General features: G+C 71.0%; 16 protein-coding genes. 6 read left to right on the top strand and 10 right to left on the bottom strand.

The features are described from left to right. Positions 1-32 precede the first annotated feature (32 nt). From OG734_RS12980 to OG734_RS12970, 3 genes are read left to right on the top strand one after another with little or no spacing between them, the layout of a single operon-like run. Complete coding sequence (locus tag OG734_RS12980) at positions 33-713, top strand: vWA domain-containing protein (RefSeq protein WP_330287643.1); 681 nt, start codon at positions 33-35, stop codon at positions 711-713. A gap of 1 nt (position 714) precedes the next feature. Continuing rightward, positions 715-1,887 (top strand): protein phosphatase 2C domain-containing protein, encoded by a 1,173-nt coding sequence (locus tag OG734_RS12975; RefSeq protein WP_330287642.1) that lies wholly within the window; start codon positions 715-717, stop codon positions 1,885-1,887. After that, the gene (locus tag OG734_RS12970) at positions 1,887-3,737 is read left to right on the top strand and encodes a hypothetical protein (protein WP_330287641.1); all 1,851 of its coding nucleotides are present in this window, start codon (positions 1,887-1,889) and stop codon (positions 3,735-3,737) included. Before OG734_RS12975 ends, OG734_RS12970 begins: the two co-directional genes overlap by 1 nt. A 3-nt stretch (positions 3,738-3,740) precedes the next feature. Here OG734_RS12970 and OG734_RS12965 read toward each other — a convergent pair whose 3' ends face one another. Both OG734_RS12965 and OG734_RS12960 read right to left on the bottom strand, forming a co-directional pair. Beyond that, positions 3,741-4,436 (bottom strand): Crp/Fnr family transcriptional regulator, encoded by a 696-nt coding sequence (locus tag OG734_RS12965; RefSeq protein ID WP_330287640.1) that lies wholly within the window; start codon positions 4,434-4,436, stop codon positions 3,741-3,743. 79 nt (positions 4,437-4,515) lie between these two features. Next, positions 4,516-5,070, bottom strand: coding sequence for a glycoside hydrolase family 25 protein (locus OG734_RS12960; RefSeq protein ID WP_330287639.1), 555 nt, complete (start codon positions 5,068-5,070; stop codon positions 4,516-4,518). A gap of 298 nt (positions 5,071-5,368) precedes the next feature. Here OG734_RS12960 and OG734_RS12955 point away from each other — a divergent pair, with 298 nt between their 5' ends. Continuing rightward, on the top strand, positions 5,369-5,899 hold the full coding sequence (locus tag OG734_RS12955) for a methylated-DNA--[protein]-cysteine S-methyltransferase (protein WP_330287638.1): 531 nt from the start codon (positions 5,369-5,371) through the stop codon (positions 5,897-5,899). Then, positions 5,896-6,201, top strand: a complete 306-nt coding sequence (locus OG734_RS12950) for a hypothetical protein (protein ID WP_330287637.1) — start codon at positions 5,896-5,898, stop codon at positions 6,199-6,201. Before OG734_RS12955 ends, OG734_RS12950 begins: the two co-directional genes overlap by 4 nt. A 197-nt stretch (positions 6,202-6,398) precedes the next feature. On the opposite strand, the gene OG734_RS12945 is transcribed toward OG734_RS12950, so the two are convergent. Beyond that, positions 6,399-7,205, bottom strand: coding sequence for an SDR family NAD(P)-dependent oxidoreductase (locus OG734_RS12945; RefSeq protein ID WP_330287636.1), 807 nt, complete (start codon positions 7,203-7,205; stop codon positions 6,399-6,401). Between the two features lie 200 nt (positions 7,206-7,405). Between OG734_RS12945 and OG734_RS12940 the strand changes: the two genes are divergently transcribed. After that, positions 7,406-7,747 (top strand): hypothetical protein, encoded by a 342-nt coding sequence (locus OG734_RS12940; protein WP_330287635.1) that lies wholly within the window; start codon positions 7,406-7,408, stop codon positions 7,745-7,747. A 123-nt stretch (positions 7,748-7,870) separates the two neighbouring features. Here the strand turns inward: OG734_RS12940 and OG734_RS12935 are convergent, their stop codons facing one another. The 7 genes from OG734_RS12935 to OG734_RS12905 form a co-directional block, all read right to left on the bottom strand. Beyond that, complete coding sequence (locus OG734_RS12935; protein ID WP_330287634.1) at positions 7,871-8,692, bottom strand: Ada metal-binding domain-containing protein; 822 nt, start codon at positions 8,690-8,692, stop codon at positions 7,871-7,873. Further along, a complete protein-coding gene (locus OG734_RS12930) occupies positions 8,689-9,273 on the bottom strand; it encodes an RNA polymerase sigma factor (RefSeq protein ID WP_330287633.1) in 585 nt (194 codons plus the stop codon). The genes OG734_RS12935 and OG734_RS12930 overlap by 4 nt, the downstream gene beginning before the upstream one ends. A 144-nt stretch (positions 9,274-9,417) precedes the next feature. Continuing rightward, on the bottom strand, positions 9,418-14,079 hold the full coding sequence (locus tag OG734_RS12925) for an FtsK/SpoIIIE domain-containing protein (protein WP_330287632.1): 4,662 nt from the start codon (positions 14,077-14,079) through the stop codon (positions 9,418-9,420). Positions 14,080-14,273: 194 nt separating this feature from the next. Further along, entirely contained in the window at positions 14,274-15,593 is a 1,320-nt protein-coding gene (locus tag OG734_RS12920) for a hypothetical protein (protein WP_330287631.1), read from the bottom strand. Next, positions 15,590-16,117 carry a sigma-70 family RNA polymerase sigma factor gene (locus tag OG734_RS12915; protein ID WP_330287630.1) on the bottom strand — a complete coding sequence of 176 codons (528 nt, stop codon included), beginning with the start codon at positions 16,115-16,117 and terminating at the stop codon, positions 15,590-15,592. The genes OG734_RS12920 and OG734_RS12915 overlap by 4 nt, the downstream gene beginning before the upstream one ends. Positions 16,118-16,421: 304 nt before the next feature. Further along, positions 16,422-16,721 (bottom strand): hypothetical protein, encoded by a 300-nt coding sequence (locus OG734_RS12910; protein ID WP_330287629.1) that lies wholly within the window; start codon positions 16,719-16,721, stop codon positions 16,422-16,424. Positions 16,722-16,823: 102 nt separating this feature from the next. Then, the gene (locus tag OG734_RS12905; protein ID WP_330287628.1) at positions 16,824-19,076 is read right to left on the bottom strand and encodes a hypothetical protein; all 2,253 of its coding nucleotides are present in this window, start codon (positions 19,074-19,076) and stop codon (positions 16,824-16,826) included. Between the last annotated feature and the right edge of the window lie 105 nt (positions 19,077-19,181).

Here is a 19,181-nt window from a genome sequence, read left to right as displayed (position 1 = left end):
GTGCGGACAAGAACGAGTAAGGACAAGTGACGATGATCGAAAGCAACCGGGGGCACTTGCTTCCCGTCTATGTCCTGGCCGACGAGTCGGGGTCGATGATCCATCACATCGACGACCTGAACGACGGCCTGAGATCCCTGCACCAGGCGCTGCTCGGTGAGCCGATGGCCGCCGCCAAGGTGCGCTTCTCCGTCCTGGGCTTCTCCGACGACGTGATCGAGCGGGTCCACCTCGTCGACCTGCGCAGCGCCAACGAGTTCCCGCTCCTGACCACCCGCGGCATGACGAGCTATGCCACCGCCTTCGAGGACCTGATCAGCCGCATCCCCGCCGACATCCAGGGCCTCAAGGCCGAGGGGTACCAGGTGCACCGGCCCGCCGTGTTCCTCTTCAGCGACGGGCTGCCCAACAGAGGGGAGGACTGGCGGGACGCCCATCGACGGCTCACCGACCGCCAGTTGACCCTGGGTGCGCCCAACATCATCGCTGTCGGTATCGAGGACGCCGACGCGCAGACCATCAACGCGGTCGCCACGCAGCCCGAGTTCGGGTTCATCGTGAACAAGGGCGTCGAAGTCGGCGACGCCATCGCCAAGTTCTGCACCGCCCTCACCAGGAGCGTCATCGCCTCGGGCCGTTCGCTCGGCTCGCCCAACCCGCAGCTCACCGTCGACAAGCCGGAAGGCTTCACCGTCGCGATCGATGTGATCTGACGTGGCCCTGTTCGGCAAGCGGCAGCCCGACCCGGAGCGGCGGCCCGACCCGGCCCAACAGCCCGACCCGGGCCAACAGCCCGACCTGGCGCGGCAGTTCGCCCCGGCCGGACAGTCCGGGACGCACCACGATCACGCCGCGAGCGGCAGCATGAGCGCCCCCGACCCCGGCACGGCTCCCGACACGGCCCCCGATACGGAGATCGCGCCGCCGGAGCCGGCACCCGAGTCGGTCGGGGAGCCCGTGCGGAAACCGGTGGGGGAAGTCGTGGGGGCCGCCATCGCCGGGCACTGGCGGCCCATCGTCGTCGGGAAGCCGGTCCCGCCGTTCGAGACCGTGCCGCCGCGCGGGCTGTCCTACCGGCCGGACACCGTCTGCGACGGCTGGCAGACAGGGAAGATGGCCCTGCGCCTCGCCTCCGTACGCGGCAACCAGCACCGTTACGAGGGCCGGCCCCGCGAGGACGACGCGGCGGCGGCCTGGGACCAGGACACCGGAACCGTGGTGTTCGCCGTCGCCGACGGGGTCTCCAGCGCACGCCAGCCGCACATCGGCTCCCAACTGGCCTGCCGCAGCGCCGTGGACGAGATGCTCAACCAGGTCCGGGGCGACGGCGAAGGCTATGTCGCCGACTGGGACAAACTGGTGTCCACCGTCCACTGGCAGCTCGTCGAACAGGCCCGCCGCATCCTGCACCGCCCCGACGCGGGCCCCGAGGAGACGGCCGAACTGCTGGCGACCACCCTGGTGGCCGGGACGGCGACACCCACCGACCAGGGCGTCTTCGTCCACCTGATCTCGATCGGTGACTCGGGCGCCTGGCAGATCAAGCACGACCGGTTCTACCGGCTGACCGGCGGCAAGGCGGCGGCCGGCACGGACGGGCTGTACTCCTCGACGGTGGACCCGCTGCCCTTCGTACCGGGAGTGATCCGTCCGCTCTCCTTCGCCCTGGAACAGTGCACGGTCCTGCTGGTCGGCACGGACGGCTTCGGCGACCCGCTCGGCGACGGAACGGGGGCCGTCGCCCGGCACTTCTACTACGGACTGCAGGCCCCCGTACCGCCGTTGGGCTTCGCCCACCTGCTCGACTTCTCCCGGGAGACCTACGACGACGACCGCACACTGATCGCCCTGTGGCCGTGGAACGACGCACCGGGAGGCACCGGTTGATGACAATCTCCTGGGTCGGACGGGACAAACTCGGCGACCTCGCGGCGAACCGCCTGGGGGACGGCGGACAGGGCGTCGTGTACGCGGTGCCCGACCCGCCGGGGAAGTTCGCCGGCGAGTACCTCGCGTACAAGGAGTACCTGCCGACGGTGACCAGCGACGGCGACGCGCTCTACGAACTGGTCTACTTCTTCGACGAGTTGGGTCGCACCGACCGGCACGACCACGCCTTCCTGGACAAGCGGCTGACCTGGCCGATCGCGCTCGTCTACACCGGCGATCGGCCGACGCGGCCCTCACCGCGCGACAATCCCGGCACCACGGTGACCGGATTCCTGATGCAGCGGATCACCGAGGAGTTCGAGCTCGACAGCAAGCTGCTGGGCAAGGTGAAGCCACAGGGCATGGAGTTCCTGCTCAATGTCGACGGTTACACCCGGTCGCTCGGTCTGGACGTCGACGACGCGCGCCGGCTGCGGCTGCTCATCGACCTGGCGGCGACCATCAACCGGCTGCACCGGCACCGGGTGACCGTGGGCGACCTCTCGCCGAAGAACGTCCTGTTCATGCTGGATCCCTCTCCCAAGTGCCTGCTGATCGACTGCGACTCGATGCGGCTGGCCGGGAAGGACGTCCTGCCCCAGGTGGAGACGGACGACTGGGCCGTGCCGGAGGCGGCGAAGGCGACGCCGGCCTCGGACACGTACAAGTTCGGGCTGATCGCCACCAGACTCTTCAACCGGCACCAGTCGAGCACCGATCTCACCGGGCTGCGGAACGTGTCGTCGGCCCTGGCGAACCTGGCCGAGCGCAGCAGGGTCTCCGATCCGGGCGCGCGCCCGCCGATGTCGGAGTGGCTGCGGGTCCTGGAGCAGACACGCGTCCAACAGAGGCAGAGGCCGCAGGCGCCGGCGCCCCCGCGGCGGCAGCCGCCGCAGCCGAGTCCGCCGCTCCCGCCTCAGCAGCAGCCGGTGACGCGGCCGAACACCGGCTTCCAGTTCCCCTCCCCGGGCTCGAACCCGCCCCCGAACCGGCCCTACCAGGGGCCGGTGACGCCGTTCCCACAGCCCAACCAGCCAACTCAGCCAACTCAGCCGACCCAGTCGACGCCGTACACGCCCTACACGGCTCCCCGACAGACCTCCCGGAGGACGGCCGGCCACCCCTCCACCCCGGGCCTCTCGACGGCCGGCCGCGCCATCGGGGTGGTCGTGGCCCTGCTGATCGTCGCGGGAGTAGGACTGGCCGCCGCGCGGTACGCCCCGACCCTCAAGGACGCGTTGAGCGGCGACTCGCCCTCCGATTCGTCCTCTTCTGCATCGTCCGCATTCCCGTCGCCGTCCTCGTCGGACGCGAGCATCAAGTCGGCACCCCTCCCCACCGAACCGACCGAGACGCCGGCGGAACCGGTCGTGGTGGACCAGGTCGAGGCCCCCGGCGCTACCGTCGACTTCTCGCAGGTCGTCGACGATCGGAGGGCCCGCGGGGTGGCGACGATGTTCGCCCACTTCTACGGGGCGATCAACGAGCGCGACTACGAGAAGGCGATACGCGGCTACGACCCCGACTCCCGGGTGGTGAACGTCGATTCGGCCAAGAGCAGGCAAGGGTGGACGCGGGAGATGAGCACGACGCGCGAGTCCGACATCGCCCTGACCGGTCTGTCGAGCGACGGCACGTACACCCTCGCCACGGTCAGCTTCCGCAGCAACCAGGACCCCGGGTACGGACCCGCCTCGGACCCCGACGACACGTGCGACGACTGGACGATCACGTACCAGTTGACCCACACGAAGGGCTACCGCATCTTCAAGGCGCCCAAGGAGGGGGTGAGTTACACCTCCTGCTGACGGTCACCCCCCGAACGCCTGCCCCTTCAGCTGATCGACCGACCGGATCAGCAGCGACTGACGCCCCGTCACGATCCAGCCCCGCCCCCGCCATTGCTCCAGAACCCGGCTCACCGTGCGCCGTGAACTGAGCACCAGCCCCGCCAGGTCGTCCTGCGACAACGGCAGGGTGATGCGTACGCCGGTGCCGTCCGGGTCGGGGTGGCCGCAGCGTTCGGCGAGGTCGAGGAGGAGGGCGGCGAGGCGCACCGGGACCGGTTCGGTGATGCCGGTGCGCTGGAGGTCGGCCTCACGCAGGCGCCCGGACAGCGTCTGCTCCAGGGCGGCAGACACTCCGGCGCTGGAGCGTGCCAGCGCCTGGAAGCGGACGGCCGGCAGATGCAGCAGGTCGACCGTCGTCGCCGTGAGCAGCGAAGCCGAGCGGCGTCTGCGCTCCAACCCGGCCTGCTCACCGAGGAGTTCACCGGGACCGCGCAGGGCGAGCAGCGCACGGTAGCCGGCGTGGGACTGGGCGACGACCTTGACCCAGCCGCGCAGCAGCACCACCAGATGGTCGGAGTCCTCCCCCTGCGCCAGGAACTGCTCGTCGGCGGGCAGCGACGTACGGGTCGCCACCCGGAGCAGCGCGTCCCGGTCGGCGGGGGCCAGGGCCTCCCAGAAGGTGGCCGGATGGCGGCTGTCGGTGCCCGTCTCGGCCATGGAGCGCCCCCGGTCCAGGTGTGCGGCTGTGCAGAGGATATGTCGGCAGTCACCTGTCGGTCGACGGTAGCCGGATCCTTCAGACGGTCGCCCAGTCCTTCAGCGCCGCCTTGGTTGTGAAATCGGCGACGTTCGTGTCGACCGGGTCGTCGGTGTACTGGTGGAAACGCCACTTCGCCTTGATACGGGGCTTACCGGCCGTCACATAGTCGGCTATCCACAGTCCGTCGCCCGCGTAGGAGGTCTCGTCGACGTTGAGCCAGTAGCTCCTGTTGCAGTAGAGGACGACCCGGTTGTCCGGCCGCAGCTGCTTCACCTTGCGTATGAAGGTGTCCTTCTCCGCGTTCGACGCGTGGGTGCCGTCGCCCGTCGTCTCCCAGTCCACGGCGAGGATGTCGCCCGCCTTCTCCGGGGCCTTGCTGACGAAGTACTCGGCCTGGGCGGTCAGGTTGCCCGGCCACAGGAAGTGGTAGAAGCCGACCACGCAGCCGGCGTCCCGGGCTCGCTTCGTCTGCGCCGCGAGCTTGGGGTTGACGTACGAACGGCCCTCCGTCGCCTTGATGAAGACGAAGGAAAGGCCGTCCGTGCCGTAGGTGGAGGACTGGTACGCGCTCACGTCTATGCCGCGCAACATGGGGTTCTCCCTGAAGTGCAGGTGGGGGGACAGGAGTTGGTGTGTTCTGTCTGTTCCCCAGCTTTGCACACGTGATCCCGCGGGAGAGGAGCGTGCGGGAACGCGATGTCGGAAAGCCGCCAGCATCATGCCGAGCCGGTCACGAGAATCGACCTGGTGACATTCCACAATGCCCGCTGACCGGGCAGCGGGACTGCGGGGCAGCAGGGTCACGGAGTCCGGCTTTCACCGCGCTCTGCAACCCCGGAGGCACAGTCCGGTGTTACAAGGTCATGGAACCGTCTGACGAGGAACCGCGATGACGACACTTTTCACCACGCTCGACAGCCCGCTCGGCGAACTGCTGCTGGTCGGCGAGCGGAGCGCGACCGCCCCCGGCGGCACCGCCCTCGCCTCGCTGTCCGTCCCCGGACAGAAGGGCGGCGTGACCCCAGGGGCCGGCTGGCTCCGGGACGTGGACGCGTTCACCGGGATCGCCGGACAGCTGGCCGCCTACTTCGCCGGCACGCTGACCCACTTCGACATCGAGTACGTCCCCTCCGGTACCCCCTTCCGGCGTCGGGTCTGGGAGGCGCTGGAGAACATCCCGTACGGGACGACCTTCACCTACGGCGAGATCGCCGCCCGGATCGGGGAACCGCGCGGCGCGGCCCGGCCCGTCGGTACGGCGATCGGCGCCAACCCGCTGCTCGTGGTGCGGCCCTGCCACCGGGTCGTCGGGGCGAACGGGTCGCTCACCGGCTACGCAGGCGGCCTGGAGCGAAAGCAGCTGCTGCTCGCCCTGGAAGGCATGACGTTCCCCGCCGCTCTGCCCGGCAGGGACGAATGACCGCCGGCCTCCGCCGGAGCGTCGACGAGGCCGACCGGTCCGCGCTCGCCGACGCGCTGGACACGCACGGCTGCGCCCTGACGCCCGAGCTGCTCGGCCCCGACAAGTGCCGGGAGATCGCCGAGCTGTACGAGCGGGCGCTGACGGTGCCACGGTCCCGGATCGCCACCGTGGTGACGCGGCGTCCGCGTCGGTCGCCGCGGCCTTCGGCGAGGCATGGGAGGCGCGCGGCGGCACGGTCCTCGCGGTCGTCGACCGGCCCGAGACAGCGGCCTCCCGACTGCGCCCGGTCCGCCGGCTGACCGCGCCCGCCCCCGACGCCTGAGTGATCGCCGCGGCCCCGGCCGGCTTCGTCCAGCTCGCCCGCCGCCTGCGGCACAGCACCGACACTCGAGCAGCAGGTGTGCGGTGGACGAAGCCGAGGACCCCGGTGGCCTGCTGGCCACCGGGGTCCTGTCGTACTGGCCGGCCTGAGCGGAGCCGGTCCGAAACGGCCGCGTCAGAAGCTCTTGTGGAACCCGGCGTCGACCGCGTAGTCCGAGCCCGTGGTGCTCGCCGAGCGCGGCGAGGCCAGCAGCAGGACCGCGTCGGCGACCTCCTGCGGGTTGATGAGGCGGCCCGTGACCTGGCCCATCAACTGCGGGGCGATGCTCTCCATGACGCTGTCACGGTCGGCGCCCGCCATGCCGGCGATGATGTCGGCCGCGCCGCCCTCCTCGGTCCACCAGGCGGTCAGCACGGCGCCCGGGGAGACGGTGTTGATGCGGATGCCCTGGGCCCCGAACTCCTCCGACAGCGCCTTGGTCAGGTTGGACAGACCCGCCTTGGCGGCGCCGTACTCGATGTTGACCGGTGCGGGCTGGCGGGCCATTCCGGTGGAGACGTTGACGATGGAGCCGCCGCCGCGCTCGATCATGGCGGGGATGGCCGCGCGGATGGCACGGACGGCCGAGAACAGGTTGAACTCGAAGATCGCCTGCCACTGCTCGTCGCTGCTGTCGAAGAAGCCGGTGCGCGGCATGGAGACACCGGGCGGCGGGCCGCCCGCGTTGTTCACGAGGATGTCGATGCCGCCGAAGTGCTCGATCGCGCGGGCGACGACCTGCGCCGGCGCCTCGGCGTCCATCAGATCGGCGGGGACGTGCAGCAGGTCCGGGCCCGCCAGCTTCTCCAGTTCCGGGGTGCCCTTGCGGGAGACCGCCACGACCTTGGCGCCCTCTTCGAGCAGCGAACGCGTGATGGCCAGGCCGATGCCCTTGGAGGCTCCGGTCACCACAGCCACGCGGCCGGAAAGGTTGAGATCCATGCTTGTCCTTCGCTAGATCGAGACCCTCGCCCGTGAGGCAGGGGAGAACTCAGTGGCGCGCTCTCACAGGTTTGAACACCGGCCTCCCCCAACGGGTTGCACCGGCCCGGGGCTGCAACCGGCCATCGGACGGCGGGGTTCTGAACACCGTCCCCTCCCGCGGCGTCCCGCCCGCACAGCTCAGTGGTGCTGCTGGTCCCGTGCGCCCCGCTGCCGGCCGACGCGACCTCTCCCTGAGCCTGATCGAGGCGCACTGGGTGACCGATCCCTGTACGTCGCGCCGGGCGGCGGCCTGCAACTGCTCAGGGGCCGGCTCTGCGACCGGTACGGGGCGCGTCGGCCAGGCGGTGACCGCAGCCGCGATGGTCCCGGCCGCCAGGTGTGTGCTGTTCACCGTGGTGCGGGAGGCGGAGCGGCGCAGGCCCCTCGCCCGGCGGACGGCGTTCGGCGGCGTCGGCGCTGTCGTCGGCAAGTGCCGGCGGGCGGCCTGGCGGCCGGCCACTTCGGCCGGCGCTGGGCGTTCCGGCTGGATGTCCCGCTAGTTGCTGGGTGCCGCAGCGGCGGCCCGGCGGCTCGGCCCTGACGTACGCGAAGGCCACCCGGACGACACCGCCTTGGATGTCCGCGAGGCGCTGAGGCGGGCCCGGGCACCCGCTGACGCCTACTCAGACCGACACGGGCCGACAGCTCTTGCAGGCGCGATAGCCCGCCCGCTGTGCGTCCCGCGCGGTCGCGAACGGCACCTGGTGCGGCGTGGTGATGCGCCGGGCGTGCGCACACGTGGGATGGCAGTAGATGTGAGTGGTGTCGCTGCCGAGGAACACCGCGCCGCTGTGCAGCCACCGGTGCACCCCGGCCATGTCGATCCCCTCGGCGGCGCGCAGCGCGTCACCGGTGCCGGGGAGGTACGCGGCGTCGCACGGCGCTCCGTTCTCGTGCGTCACCCGATGACAGGGGACGAGCACGACGAACGGGTTGCGCGCGAGCACGCCCAGGACGGCGTCGGTGTTCCCCGTGAACGCCGACGACGCCTCCCGGGCGACCCACGAGAGAGGGCGCAACTGCCCTGCGGGGATGGCCCGGACCGCTCGCAGGACGGCAGCCGTCGCCTCGTCCACGGGACCGGGGTCCAGCGGCAGCTTCTTGACCCGCCCGGTGCGCAGGGCGGTCTCCAGCCTGGGGAACGGCTTGCGCGTCGGGATCGCGGACCGGCCGGTACGGGAGCGGTGCGACTCCTCGAACCGCTCGGCTGTCAGTCCCGACGTGGCCAGCGCGGATCCGGTGACGGACTCCGGCGCGAAGGCCACGAACAGTCCGCCTGCCGGTGAGTCCAGCCGCACATACGTGTCGTAGCGCTCACGCGGGATGCCCACGCGTTGCAGGACCCTCAGCGCGAAGTCCACGGGTACCGGCGGTGCGCCCAGCTCGCCGGCCGGAACCGCGCCGTTCTGCGACACGGGGGGCCCGCCGTGCTCCTTCCTGCTCATGTAGTCACCTCCCTCAGCTCCTCTTCCGTCGCCAGCAACCGACGCAGGTCGCCCATCGCACGCGAGACCTGGGCCTTGGCCGTCCCGACGGGACAGCCCTGGACCTGAGCGATCTCCGCATAGCTCATGCCCACCACGTGCCGCAGCACCACCGGTATCCGGTAGTACTCCGGTAACTCGGACAGCGCGGCGACCAGGCGGCCCTGGTCGTCCGTGTTCAGGGCCCGTTCCGCCGGGCCCGGATTCACGTCCGGCCAGTTGTCCTGGGCGTCGTCGACCCGGACGGCGGACACGGGGCGACGGGTACTGCTGCGTACATGATTGCGCCACACGTTCGCTGCGATGGTCATCAGCCAGGCACGCGGGTGCAGCGCCCGACGCCGCTCCGGGCCGTAGCCCTGCAGCGCCGTGTAGGCACGCAGAAACGTGTCCTGCCCCAGATCGTCCGCCTCGGCGGGCGACCCGGACATACGTAACAGGAACGCGTGCACGCCCTTGGCGTGGACGCGCACCAGTTCCGTGAAACCGTCGTCCAGATCCGTTGCCAACAGATCGGTCAACTGTTCGGCTGCGTTGTCCATCACTGGTAGAACACCATTCCCGGAAAAAGGGTTGCCGAAGGCTGGCACCAGTTCTCCGGAGCCTCCGCCTGCGCGCACACCTCGGCGTCGCAGGCCGCCGCGTAGACCCGTGACAGCGCCGATGACCCCTCAGCCTCGCCGGTGTCAGGCCGCCCCGTCCGTTCCGTCGAGCACGGTCGCCGGGATCTGTACGTTGATCAGTTCCCCGGAGCGCGGGTCGACGGTGACGCCCCGGCCGGGTTTGCGGCCGCGCAGGTGGGCGTGGGCCAGGCGGCTCCCGATGAAGTCGCCCTCCAGGATGCTCTGCGGGGCGAGGAGGACGCCCTTGCGGTGCCGTTTCAGGGCGCTGAGCCAGCCCATCGCGCCTGTCATGGTCTCCGCGGTGGCGGCGATGACGATGCCGATGCCGTGGTCCCTGCCCGACTGGGCCAGGGAGCGCAGGTTCTGGTCGATGTCCGGCAGGACGAACAGGTCGGCGTCGTCCACCATGACCACCCGGGGTCCGCTGCCGGACTCCAGGGCCACGGTGAACTCCTCGACCGTGGGCTCCGTCGCGGTGATCAGCTGTACTCCCGGATGGTTCCCGAGGGCGCGCAGCTGCGACTCCCGCGGGGCGAGGATCACCAGGCGGGTGCCGGAGGCGAGCAGCGAGACCGCCAGTGAGGCGAGGGTCGTGCTGCGTCCGGAGCCGGGCGGGCCGACGACCGAGAAGGTCGGTGCGGTGTCCGCGAAGTCCACGCCGACCGGCGAGACGTCGTCGCCGCCGAGGCCCAGCAGGCCCCACATCGGCCGACGGAACTCCGCCGACACCTTCTCGTACGCGTCGGTGAAGGTCACCTTCACCGGTAGCGTGCCGATGCGGGCGGGCCTGCGGTCCGACGGGAGTCCGGAGTCGCGCCGGGTCGCCTCGGCGCCGATCCGGCGCAGCGCCTCGGCCTGGTCCTGCCCGGCGGCACCGGGTGCGAGCAGCGCCACCTGGATCTCGGTACCGCCGTCGGAGGTCCAGCCGCGGCCGGGCTGGATGACGTCGGGGATGTCGCGTGAGCGCTTGCCGACGGCGTGGTAGTCGGTCCGGTCGTTCAGGCGCAGCAGCAGCTTGTTGTCGTTGAGCGCGGTGGCCCGTCCGGACAGCAGGGCCCGTTCGGAGGTGGCGACGACATGCAGGCCCGCGGCGGCGCCCTCTCTCAGCAGCCGGTTGAGCAACTCCACCAGGCGGCCGCCGTTGTGGTCGGCGACGGCCTCGATCAGCGCGTCCCAGCCGTCGATGAACAGCATGATGTGCGGCGGACGGGCACCGGCACCGACGATCTCGCGCAGCTCGGTGAGGTTGCTCGCGTGATGCTCGGTGAGGCGTTCCTGTCGCCGTTCCAGTTCCGCGTCGAGTCTGGCGAACAGCCGTTCCAGCCGCTCGATGTCACCACGGGGCACCACGGCGCCGCAGTGCGGGAGCACGCCCAACGCAGTCAGCGCGCCACCGGCGAAGTCGATGCCGTAGAGGTGGACGTCGGCGCTGGAATGGCCCTGGGCCAGAGCTCCGGCCATGGTGCGCAGCACCTGGGAGCGGCCGGAGCGCGGGATTCCGATGACGTACAGATGCCCGAACTCGGCGAGGTCCAGGCGGACGGGCAGCTGTGCCTGCGATTCGGGCAGGTCCGACAGGCCCCACGCCACCGGGGCGAGGCGGGCGCCGCCGGACTCCTCGGGTTGCGGCAGGTCGTCGATCAGGACGTCCGTGCCGAGGGCCGGCAACCAGGGGCTGGGCTGAGGAGCGCACCCGGCGAGCCGCGCCGCCTCGGACAGCGCCACCACCAGCGCGTTGAGGTCGGTGAGTACATCGTCGACCGCCATGTCCGCCGCGCTCTCCCCGCCGGGCTCCGACTCGGCCGTGCCGGGCAGGCCGACGGAGCGACCGAGGCGCTGCCAGTGGAGTTCGGTGCCCCAGATGCGGGACTCCTCCACGGGCTGCTGCTCCGTGGGATCCAGGGAGGGCTTCGCACCGGGCAGCGGGGTGCCGGCGTAGGCGGTCTGGAAGGGTACGACGGTGCCGTGGCCGAGGCGTGCGAGCGCGCGGCCGGGGGTGGCCGCGGAGATGCTGACGGCGTCCTTGGTGTCGATGACGTCCTGGCTCTCCGAGGAGTCCGTGACTCGCAGCGCGATCCGCAGATTCGTGTTGGCCCGGATGTCGGAGTTGATCACGCCGGCCGGGCGCTGGGTGGCCAGGATCAGATGGATGCCCAGGGAACGGCCGCGCTGGGCGATGCTCACCAGGCCGGGGATGAAGTCCGGGATCTCCCGGTACAGGGTGGCGAACTCGTCGATGATGATCACCAGGCGGGGCACGGGCACCAGCTCGGGGCTGCGGCGGCGCATGCCCTGGTACTCGGGCAGGTCCTTGGCCCCGGCATCGGCCAGGATGTGCTCGCGGCGGGTGAGTTCGGCTGCCAGCGAGGTCAGCGCGCGCTGCACCAGATGGCTGTCGAGGTCGGTGACCATACCGAGGGTGTGCGGCAGGTCCACGCAGTCCTTGAAGGCGCTGCCGCCCTTGTAGTCGACCAGGACGAAGGTCAGCTCGTCCGGCCGGTTGACCGCCGCGAGCGCGGCCACGAAGGTCTGGAGCAGTTCGGACTTGCCGGATCCGGTGGTCCCCGCCACCAGGCCGTGCGGACCGTCCTTCACCAGATCGAAGGCGACCGGGCCGTCGTAGCCCGCGCCCAGCAGGACGCCGGTGGACGCCGGCCGCTGCGCCCAGCGGGCGGCGACCTGCTCGGCGCTCGGCTGCGGCAGACCGAGGAGTTCCAGCAGCCCCACCTTGGCGGGCAGGCCCTCGGAGGCGTCCGGGGTGACATCGCGGATCGGGGCGATGCCCCGGGCCACGCGCTCGCACCAGTCCGGCTCGACCAGGTCCGGCCGGATGTCGGGGACGTCGGGCTGTCCGGTGCGGCGCAGGGTCAGCCGGTGGTTCTCGTGGCGGACCACGGCGGTGCACTCCTCCGGAAGGAGCCGTTCTTCCTGGTCCAGGCAGAGCGGGAAGATCCGGACGGCCGGACCCTCCCTGAGGATCGAGACCACGCCGGGTACGTCACGCAGGCGCCGGGCGCCGTCCATCACCACCAGGACGTCCGGTTCGCTCAGCAGCGCCTTGCTCATGGTGGACTCGGCCGCCCGCTGGCGGGTGCGCAGGGTCGAGACCAGTTCGGCGACCCGGTTGGCCACCGTCTCCGGGTCGTTGCCGATCAGGGTGACGGCGCCGCCCCGGGTGCCGGGCAGGCCGTCCCGGGAGTGGGGCAGCCAGCGCGCCCAGTGCCAGGAGTCCTGCGAGGCCTTGTCGGTGAGGACGACGATCCGCAGGTCGCGCGGGGTGTGCAGGACCGCGGCCTGGGCCGTCATCCAGCGGGCCAGGGCCCGGACCGGACCGGTCGCGCCGGCCAGACCCACGACGCCGTTCTCGACCAGGTCGACGCCGACCGGGGCGTCCGGGATCGTCCAGTGCACCGCGGTGTGGTTGTCCTCGCGGGCGGTGTCGTCGATGCCGAGCAGGGACGGCTGCGGGGCGGTGCCGATGCGCAGCGCCAGGTGGTCCGGGTCGCCTCGGCGCCGTTCCCACAGCCGGCGGCCCGGGCCGACCGCCCACAGTCCGGCGACCGCCGGATCGGGCGCGCTCTCGGTGCGCAACCGACGTTCGGTGGCGACCTTCTCCCGGACGTCCTCCTCCAGCGAGGCGCGGCGCTGCCGGTAGACGCGGGACCTCTCTTCGTAGTCCCTGCGGGCCTGTCGTCGCCCGCTGAGGTAGTTCGCCGCCATCAGCGCGGGCGACATGAACATGAAGATCAGATAGAAGTACGAGTTCATGAACAGCATCATGGAGACGCCGAAGACCATCGGGGCGAGGGCCACCAGCAGCGGGATCGGCCTGCGCGCGGGAGGGTCGGGCGGTCCGGGCAGCCGGAACCGCTCGGGTGCCAGATGTGGCAGCATGCGCGGCGGCCGGTTGAAGTCCAGGCTGCCGCCGCCCTCGGACGGCACCACCGCGGCGTCCCTGGGGGTCGGTTCGGCCAGCCGCAGCAGATACTCGCCGACGGACAGCTCCGCACCGACGGACCAGAGCACCCAGCCGTCGGGGAGTTCCGCGCTGCGGTCGGACACCTGCCCGGACCCGGCGGCCTCGGCGTCCGCGGCGTCTGCGGTGTCTTCATCGTCTTGTTCCGCCAGAGGAAGCAGCGGGGTGTTGGGCCTGCCCCGGTGCTCCGGCGGCTCCGGTACGGACAGTCGCGCCGGGCCGCCTTCAAGGAGCTCCACGATGGCCGACCCGTCCGGGCGTACGGTCACCCGGATGCCCTCGCCCGGCATGCCCCGGCCTTCGAGCGGGACGGCCGCGTCCTGAAGCGGGCCGACGCCGTGGGTGCCGAGGCCGAGCGGGTACACCCGTCCGGCGTCCGGGCCGCCCACCACCTGGAGTTCCACCACCGGGGAGTGGTCCACCCGGTGCGGCTGCGGCATGGCGTCGCGCTCGGGGCCGTAGGCGGTGGCGACCGGTGGCTGCGGGACGCCGAGGGCGACGACGCTGCCGTCCATGAGTCGGGTGGCGGCCAGCGGGGTGCCGGGGGCGAGGGGCTCGTCTCCCAGGTAGCAGGACGGGGCCGGTCCCGGGAGGGGCAGCGGAGCCCCGGTCTCGTCGACGTCGCCCGCGCGCAGCTGGGCCAGATGTGCGGCGACGTCCTCGACGGGGGTACCGCCGGACGCGGTGAGCAGTACGTCCTGGCGGCCGGCGGGGTCGCCGTCGGCGACGGTGGTGATGAGGAGTTTCACGTCTCCCCTTGGGGGTGGTTCGGGGGCGGGTTGTTCGGGGCGGTGTTTCGCGGTGCGTGGTGGAGTGCGGGCGTCGGTTCAGGGCGCGGGGCCCCGGGACCGACGTCAGAGGCTCGGGCACCCTCGTGGCTGGGGATCCCTCCGAGGAGGTGCGTGCCAGGCGTCGCGGGGCGGGCGGGAATCAGACGACACGCCTAGTCCTCTCGTGTGCCGGAGGAGGCCGCGGTGGTGCGGCCCCGTGCGGCGGTCGGTTCGGCGAGCAGGTCGGATCCGGTGGTGGTCCTGGCGGGGGCCGTGGCCTGGATGGTGGGTTCCGGCACCTCCTCCTGGAGGGCCTCCACTTCGTCGGGCGCCCGGGTCTCCTCGAGCTCGCGCAGCCGGCGTTCCGGGATGCGGGGCCGCGGCGGAGTGGGTGCGCCCCGGCGCGGGGTCGACGCGCGGCGCAGTCGGCGGCGGTCCGCCCGGACGGCGGCGGCGACGGCTCTGCCCAGCGGAGCCGAGTCCGCGTCCAGTCCCAGCTCGGGCGCGACCACCCGGTCGCGTCCGTCGACCCGCAGGGCCCAGCTGTGGCCCGCCACCCGGCCGTCGGCCAGGCAGACCACGGCGCCCGAGGCGGCGAGGGCGCTCAGCCGCCGCGCCTGCTCCGGGCTCGGGGCGGCACAGACGACCACGGTCGTGGCGGCCTGGCCGGACTCGTCGAACTCACCGTCCCCCTCGGTCTCCCGGTGCTCCTCGGCCGCCTCTTCCAGCTCCCGCAGGACGGTGTCGAGCCGCTCCCCCCGGTACTGCGGATGGACCCCGTCAGTGACGGTGACCGAGGCTCCGCTGCCGGGCCGGTCCAGCTGTGCGGCCAGCGCCTGGAGCAGCCGGGCCCGGGCGGTGGTGTCGCCCTCGACGGTGATCAGCCGTGGTCCGGCGGTCAGATCGAGGTGGACGACGGCGTCGTCCGCCATGCCGACGGCGACCGGCAGCGGACGGACGTACGCACCGGCGCGGGGCTGTGCGTGGGGCAGCGCGTCCTCCTCCGTCAGGGGAAGCTCCCAGCACTGCGGGCCGGCCTCGTCGGATGTCTCCCAGGGGGCGGGCGGCTCGGGCAGCGGGCGTGCGGCGATCTGTACGGTGGCGAGTCCGGGTTCCGTCCGCACGGCGTGCGGAACGGCCCCCGGCGCGTCGGCCAGGGCCGTCGCCGCCGCGTCCAGCAGCCGTCGTACGAGCAGGCCGCCTCGGAGGTCGGACAGTTGACGGGTCAGGGCACGTACGCCGCGACGGTGGCGGCGGTAGGTGCGCAGCGGTTCGCCGAACGCTCGCCGGGTCAGGGTCAGCTCACGCTTTACGCCGCGCCGAAAACGCCGCCAGCCGCCCCGCTTGCGGATCACGTGCCGCAGCAGCAGAAAGAGCAGCAGCAGAACCACCACGGACACGATGATGACCGTGAGCAGGGAGCCGTCGGGCTTCCCCATCGCGATGACGGAGCCGTGAGTCGGGTCGGGGCTCGTCGCGACAGCCCCGGTCATGCCGCCGCCGGCGTGTGCTCCGGGTGCCGGCGGCGCAGCTCCCGTATCGCGTGATGGGTCCGGGACTTCACCGTTCCCGGCGGTATGCCCAGGGCGTCGGCGGCGTCGGGACCGGAGCAGCCCAGGACGTAGACGTAGAAGAGCACTTCGCGGTGAGGGTGCGAGAGCCGGGAGAGGGCGTGGACCAGGAAGCGGCGCTGGACGGCCTGGCTCATCGGGTCCACGGTCTCGGCGTGCTTGTCCAAGGTGTGTTCGTGCGTGATCTCGGTATGTGCGCGCTCACGCCGGGCCCAGTCGATCACCAGGTTGTGTGCCACCCTCATCAGCCACGCCCGGGACGGTGACCAGTCCGGAGGCTGGTTCGCGGTGCTCTGCCAGGCACGGACCAGGGTTTCCTGGACGAAGTCCTCGGCACGCTGCCGGTCGCCGCGTATCAGGCCGCAGACATAGCGCAGAAGCGGGCCGTGGTGTTCTTCGTAGAGCTTGCGGACGGCTCCGTCGCCGGGGTGCGTGGACGTTCTCATAGATTCCCCCAGGACCGGCATTGATCTTCGAGCCGGTCCGGTCGGGCGCCGCAGGGGCGGCGTTGGCTGGGCAGGGGCTGAGCACGAATACCTGGGATGACCTCACGTTTCCTAAGCGGAATGTGAGGTTCCTCGGGGAGTCTATGAGCGGATCTGCAGTTTTCAAGGGGTCTTGAGAGGAACGTGAGGTTACCGACGTGAATGATGGCCCACTGAAACAATCGACAGCCGAACGGCAGGTTCGACAGGGGTGCCGGCCGGAGGGGGAATCCGGGGCGGCACCCCCGCTCGGGGTGGACCGGGTTCAGCTGGGGATGCCGCCGGCGATCTGCGAGTCCAGGTTGTTGACGGCGTTGCAGATGTCCCGGAACTGCTTGGAGAACTGGGTGATGTTGTTCACCGCCTCCGTCAGCGACTTGTTGAAGTTCGCGTAGGACGCCTGCATCTTCGGGCTGGTCGCCGTCAGCAGCAGGCCTCCCTGGAGGAGGTTCTCGACGTCGGCCTGCAGCGAGGACAGCTGGGGGACCAGCGTGTCGCTGACCGCGGAGTCGAGCTTCTTCGACGTTGCTTCGACTTCCTCGTCGTCAATGACGTTCTTGGGCATGGTGCACCTCGTTTTCTGTTGCCTGGGCGCGCACCGGTCGGTTCGGTACGCGATGGACCCGGCGGCGCCGAAGAGACGCGCGCAGGGAGCTTCGGGTGGGGGTCAGCGCCAGTTCTCGCCGAGCGTCCCCAGGGGAGGTTCGTCGCCGTAGCGTTCGTGCTGGGTGACGGATTCGCGCAGGTACCAGGTCCCGTCCTCGCGGCGCTGCCAGATCTCCTGGACCTCGTTGTTCGCGCCGGCCACGAAGCGGGTTCCCGTGGTCTCGTTGGTGACGACCTTCGTGACGGAACCGTCGGAGCCCGTGTAGTCGGTCCGGGTGACGCCCTCCTGCACGGTGGTCGTCTGCCCCGCGGCGGCGGAGCCGGACGGGTGGCCGCTGTCGTCGACGAGCGGGTTCTCCACCGTGAGATACGCGGGAGGCCGGTCCAGCCGCTGCTGGGGATCCTCCCTGCCGGCCTCGGAGTTGAGGTAGGTCTCCTTGTCCATCGTCAACCCCCAGTCGCCGCCGGGCCGCTTGGTCCAGATCTGGAGGGTGTCCCGGCCGGTCTCGTCGGTGACGTAGCGCCTCATCGTCCCGTCGGCGTCTCCCTCGGGGGAGGAGTCCAGATAGATCTTGGTGACGGAACCGTCGGAGCTGTGGATCGTCGTCACGGAGTCACCGTCCCGCGTCAGGGCGTGGTAGGTCTCGGAGTAGCTCAGCCCCGTGTTCTTGTTGGTGACGGTGGTCGTCGTCTCGACGGGGTCGCCGTTCCTGTCGACCTTGATCTCACCGTTCTCGTCGAGCTGGTACGACACCGTGGTGGTGTTGTTGGCGTCCTCGATGGTGAAGCCCTTGGGCACGAAGGCCTCGGCGGGCAGATCGTCCAGCTGACCGCGCATTCCCCTGAGCCGGCCGACGTCCACTTCGCGATCCGGGTCCTGGTCGCGCAGCTTGTCGTACTCCGCGCCGAAGCCGTCCTGGAGGTCCTGCTGCCGTTCCTGGGCGGCCTTCTCCTCCGCGGTCAGCGCGGCCTGCGCGTCCTCGGTGTCCGACTGGTCGTCCCACAACTCCTTCTGGCGGTCCTGCAGGTCCTTCGACTCCTGGTCCAGGGGGTCCAGCCGCCTCTGGAGGCCGGCGTGTTCGGCGTCCAGGCCGTCCTGCTTCGCCGCCACGGCGTCCTCGGCCTCCTGCTGGGTGGACTTCTCCAGGGCCCAGAGGTCCTTCTGCCTGGCCTGGAGTGCGTCCTGCCGCTCGGAGAGGGGCTCCTGGGCGCGGCTCAGCGCGTCCCGCTCGTCATCGAGTTCCCGCTGCCGCTCACGGATCGGGTCGAACGCCTTCTCCTGGTCGCGCTGTTCCTGCTCCAGGGCGTCCCATCGCCCGGCGAGCCCCTTGCCCTCGGACTCCCACAGGGCGTCCCGCTCCTTGTCCAGGGCGTCCTGCTTGTGCTGCCAGGCGTCGAGGTCCGCCCGGGTGGCGTGCCCGTTGGCCAGCAGGGTCTCGCGTTCCCGCCGGAGGGCTTCCTGGCGTTCCTGGAGGGCGTCCTGTTTGGCGTCGTAGGCCTTCTGCTCCTGTTCGAGGGCGGTGACCTTCTTCTCCATGGCCGCGTCCTGCTCTGCGCGCAGGGCCTTCTCGTCCGCCCAGAGCTGCTGCTGTCTGCGCTGGAGTTCCTCCTGCCGCTTCAGCAGGGGCTCCTGCTCCTTGCGGAGAGCCTCGTACTCCTTCTGCAGCTTGTCCCGCGCGACCTGGAGCTTCGCCTCGCGCTGCCTGAGGAGTTCCTTCTCCTCCTGCCAGAGCTGCCGCTGGCCGGCCTGGAGTTCGTCCTGCTGCTTCAGCAGGGGTTCCCGCCTCCGGGCGAGCTCCTCCTGCTCCTTGTTGAGCTCTTCCTGCCGCTTCTGCTGGGCCGCGGTCTCCTCGTCGAGCTTCCGCCGCTTCTCGACCAGGGCGTCCTGTTCCTTCTTCAGGCGCGCCTGCTGGGCTTTGTAGCCGGCCTCCAGTCTTCTGGCCTCGTCCGCGCGGAGCTTGCCGGCCAGCTTCTGCTTGCGCATCTCGTTCTGCCGGACGGCCTCGCCGCGGACCTGGCCGGTGACCTGCTGGGCGGCGCCGGCGGCGTGGGAGGCGTCCTGGTCGTAGAAGGCCTTGCCCGCCTGGTCCAGGAGGTTCCCGAGGTCGGTCATGACCTGCCAGCCCTCACGGAACGACTTCTTCCAGGCGCCGTAGAACTCCTCCAGCGCCTCAGCCGTCTCCCGGCGGGGGCCGATGTCACCGGCGGCGAACGTCTTGTCCGTCTGCGAGGTGACGTCCAGTTCGTCGCGGAGATGCCACAGATGGCGGGCGAGGACGGTCATCAGGTCGTAGTCGTAGGAAACGCGCACCATGTCTGCCGTCCTTCCTGGAAGCGGTCGTGCCCCGGTTCGTGTCCCGGTTCGTTTTCCGTGTGGGTGCCGAGCCGCCCTGTAGACGAGAAGTCGGGTCCGGATGGT

It is taken from the genome of Streptomyces sp. NBC_00576, assembly GCF_036345175.1.
GTDB lineage: Bacteria > Actinomycetota > Actinomycetes > Streptomycetales > Streptomycetaceae > Streptomyces.
The sequence above is the reverse complement of the archived record's forward strand: the minus strand, read 5'-3'. Positions and strand labels throughout refer to the sequence as shown.

Excerpts from the sequence above, each read along its gene's own strand:
- OG734_RS12980 (WP_330287643.1), top strand. The coding sequence starts at position 33 with ATGATCGAAAGCAACCGGGGGCACTTGCTTCCCGTCTATGTCCTGGCC.
- OG734_RS12970 (WP_330287641.1), top strand. The coding sequence starts at position 1,887 with ATGACAATCTCCTGGGTCGGACGGGACAAACTCGGCGACCTCGCGGCG.
- OG734_RS12965 (WP_330287640.1), bottom strand. The coding sequence starts at position 4,436 with ATGGCCGAGACGGGCACCGACAGCCGCCATCCGGCCACCTTCTGGGAG.
- OG734_RS12960 (WP_330287639.1), bottom strand. The coding sequence starts at position 5,070 with ATGTTGCGCGGCATAGACGTGAGCGCGTACCAGTCCTCCACCTACGGC.
- OG734_RS12955 (WP_330287638.1), top strand. The coding sequence starts at position 5,369 with ATGACGACACTTTTCACCACGCTCGACAGCCCGCTCGGCGAACTGCTG.
- OG734_RS12950 (WP_330287637.1), top strand. The coding sequence starts at position 5,896 with ATGACCGCCGGCCTCCGCCGGAGCGTCGACGAGGCCGACCGGTCCGCG.
- OG734_RS12945 (WP_330287636.1), bottom strand. The coding sequence starts at position 7,205 with ATGGATCTCAACCTTTCCGGCCGCGTGGCTGTGGTGACCGGAGCCTCC.
- OG734_RS12935 (WP_330287634.1), bottom strand. The coding sequence starts at position 8,692 with ATGAGCAGGAAGGAGCACGGCGGGCCCCCCGTGTCGCAGAACGGCGCG.
- OG734_RS12930 (WP_330287633.1), bottom strand. The coding sequence starts at position 9,273 with ATGGACAACGCAGCCGAACAGTTGACCGATCTGTTGGCAACGGATCTG.
- OG734_RS12920 (WP_330287631.1), bottom strand. The coding sequence starts at position 15,593 with ATGACCGGGGCTGTCGCGACGAGCCCCGACCCGACTCACGGCTCCGTC.
- OG734_RS12915 (WP_330287630.1), bottom strand. The coding sequence starts at position 16,117 with ATGAGAACGTCCACGCACCCCGGCGACGGAGCCGTCCGCAAGCTCTAC.
- OG734_RS12910 (WP_330287629.1), bottom strand. The coding sequence starts at position 16,721 with ATGCCCAAGAACGTCATTGACGACGAGGAAGTCGAAGCAACGTCGAAG.
- OG734_RS12905 (WP_330287628.1), bottom strand. The coding sequence starts at position 19,076 with ATGGTGCGCGTTTCCTACGACTACGACCTGATGACCGTCCTCGCCCGC.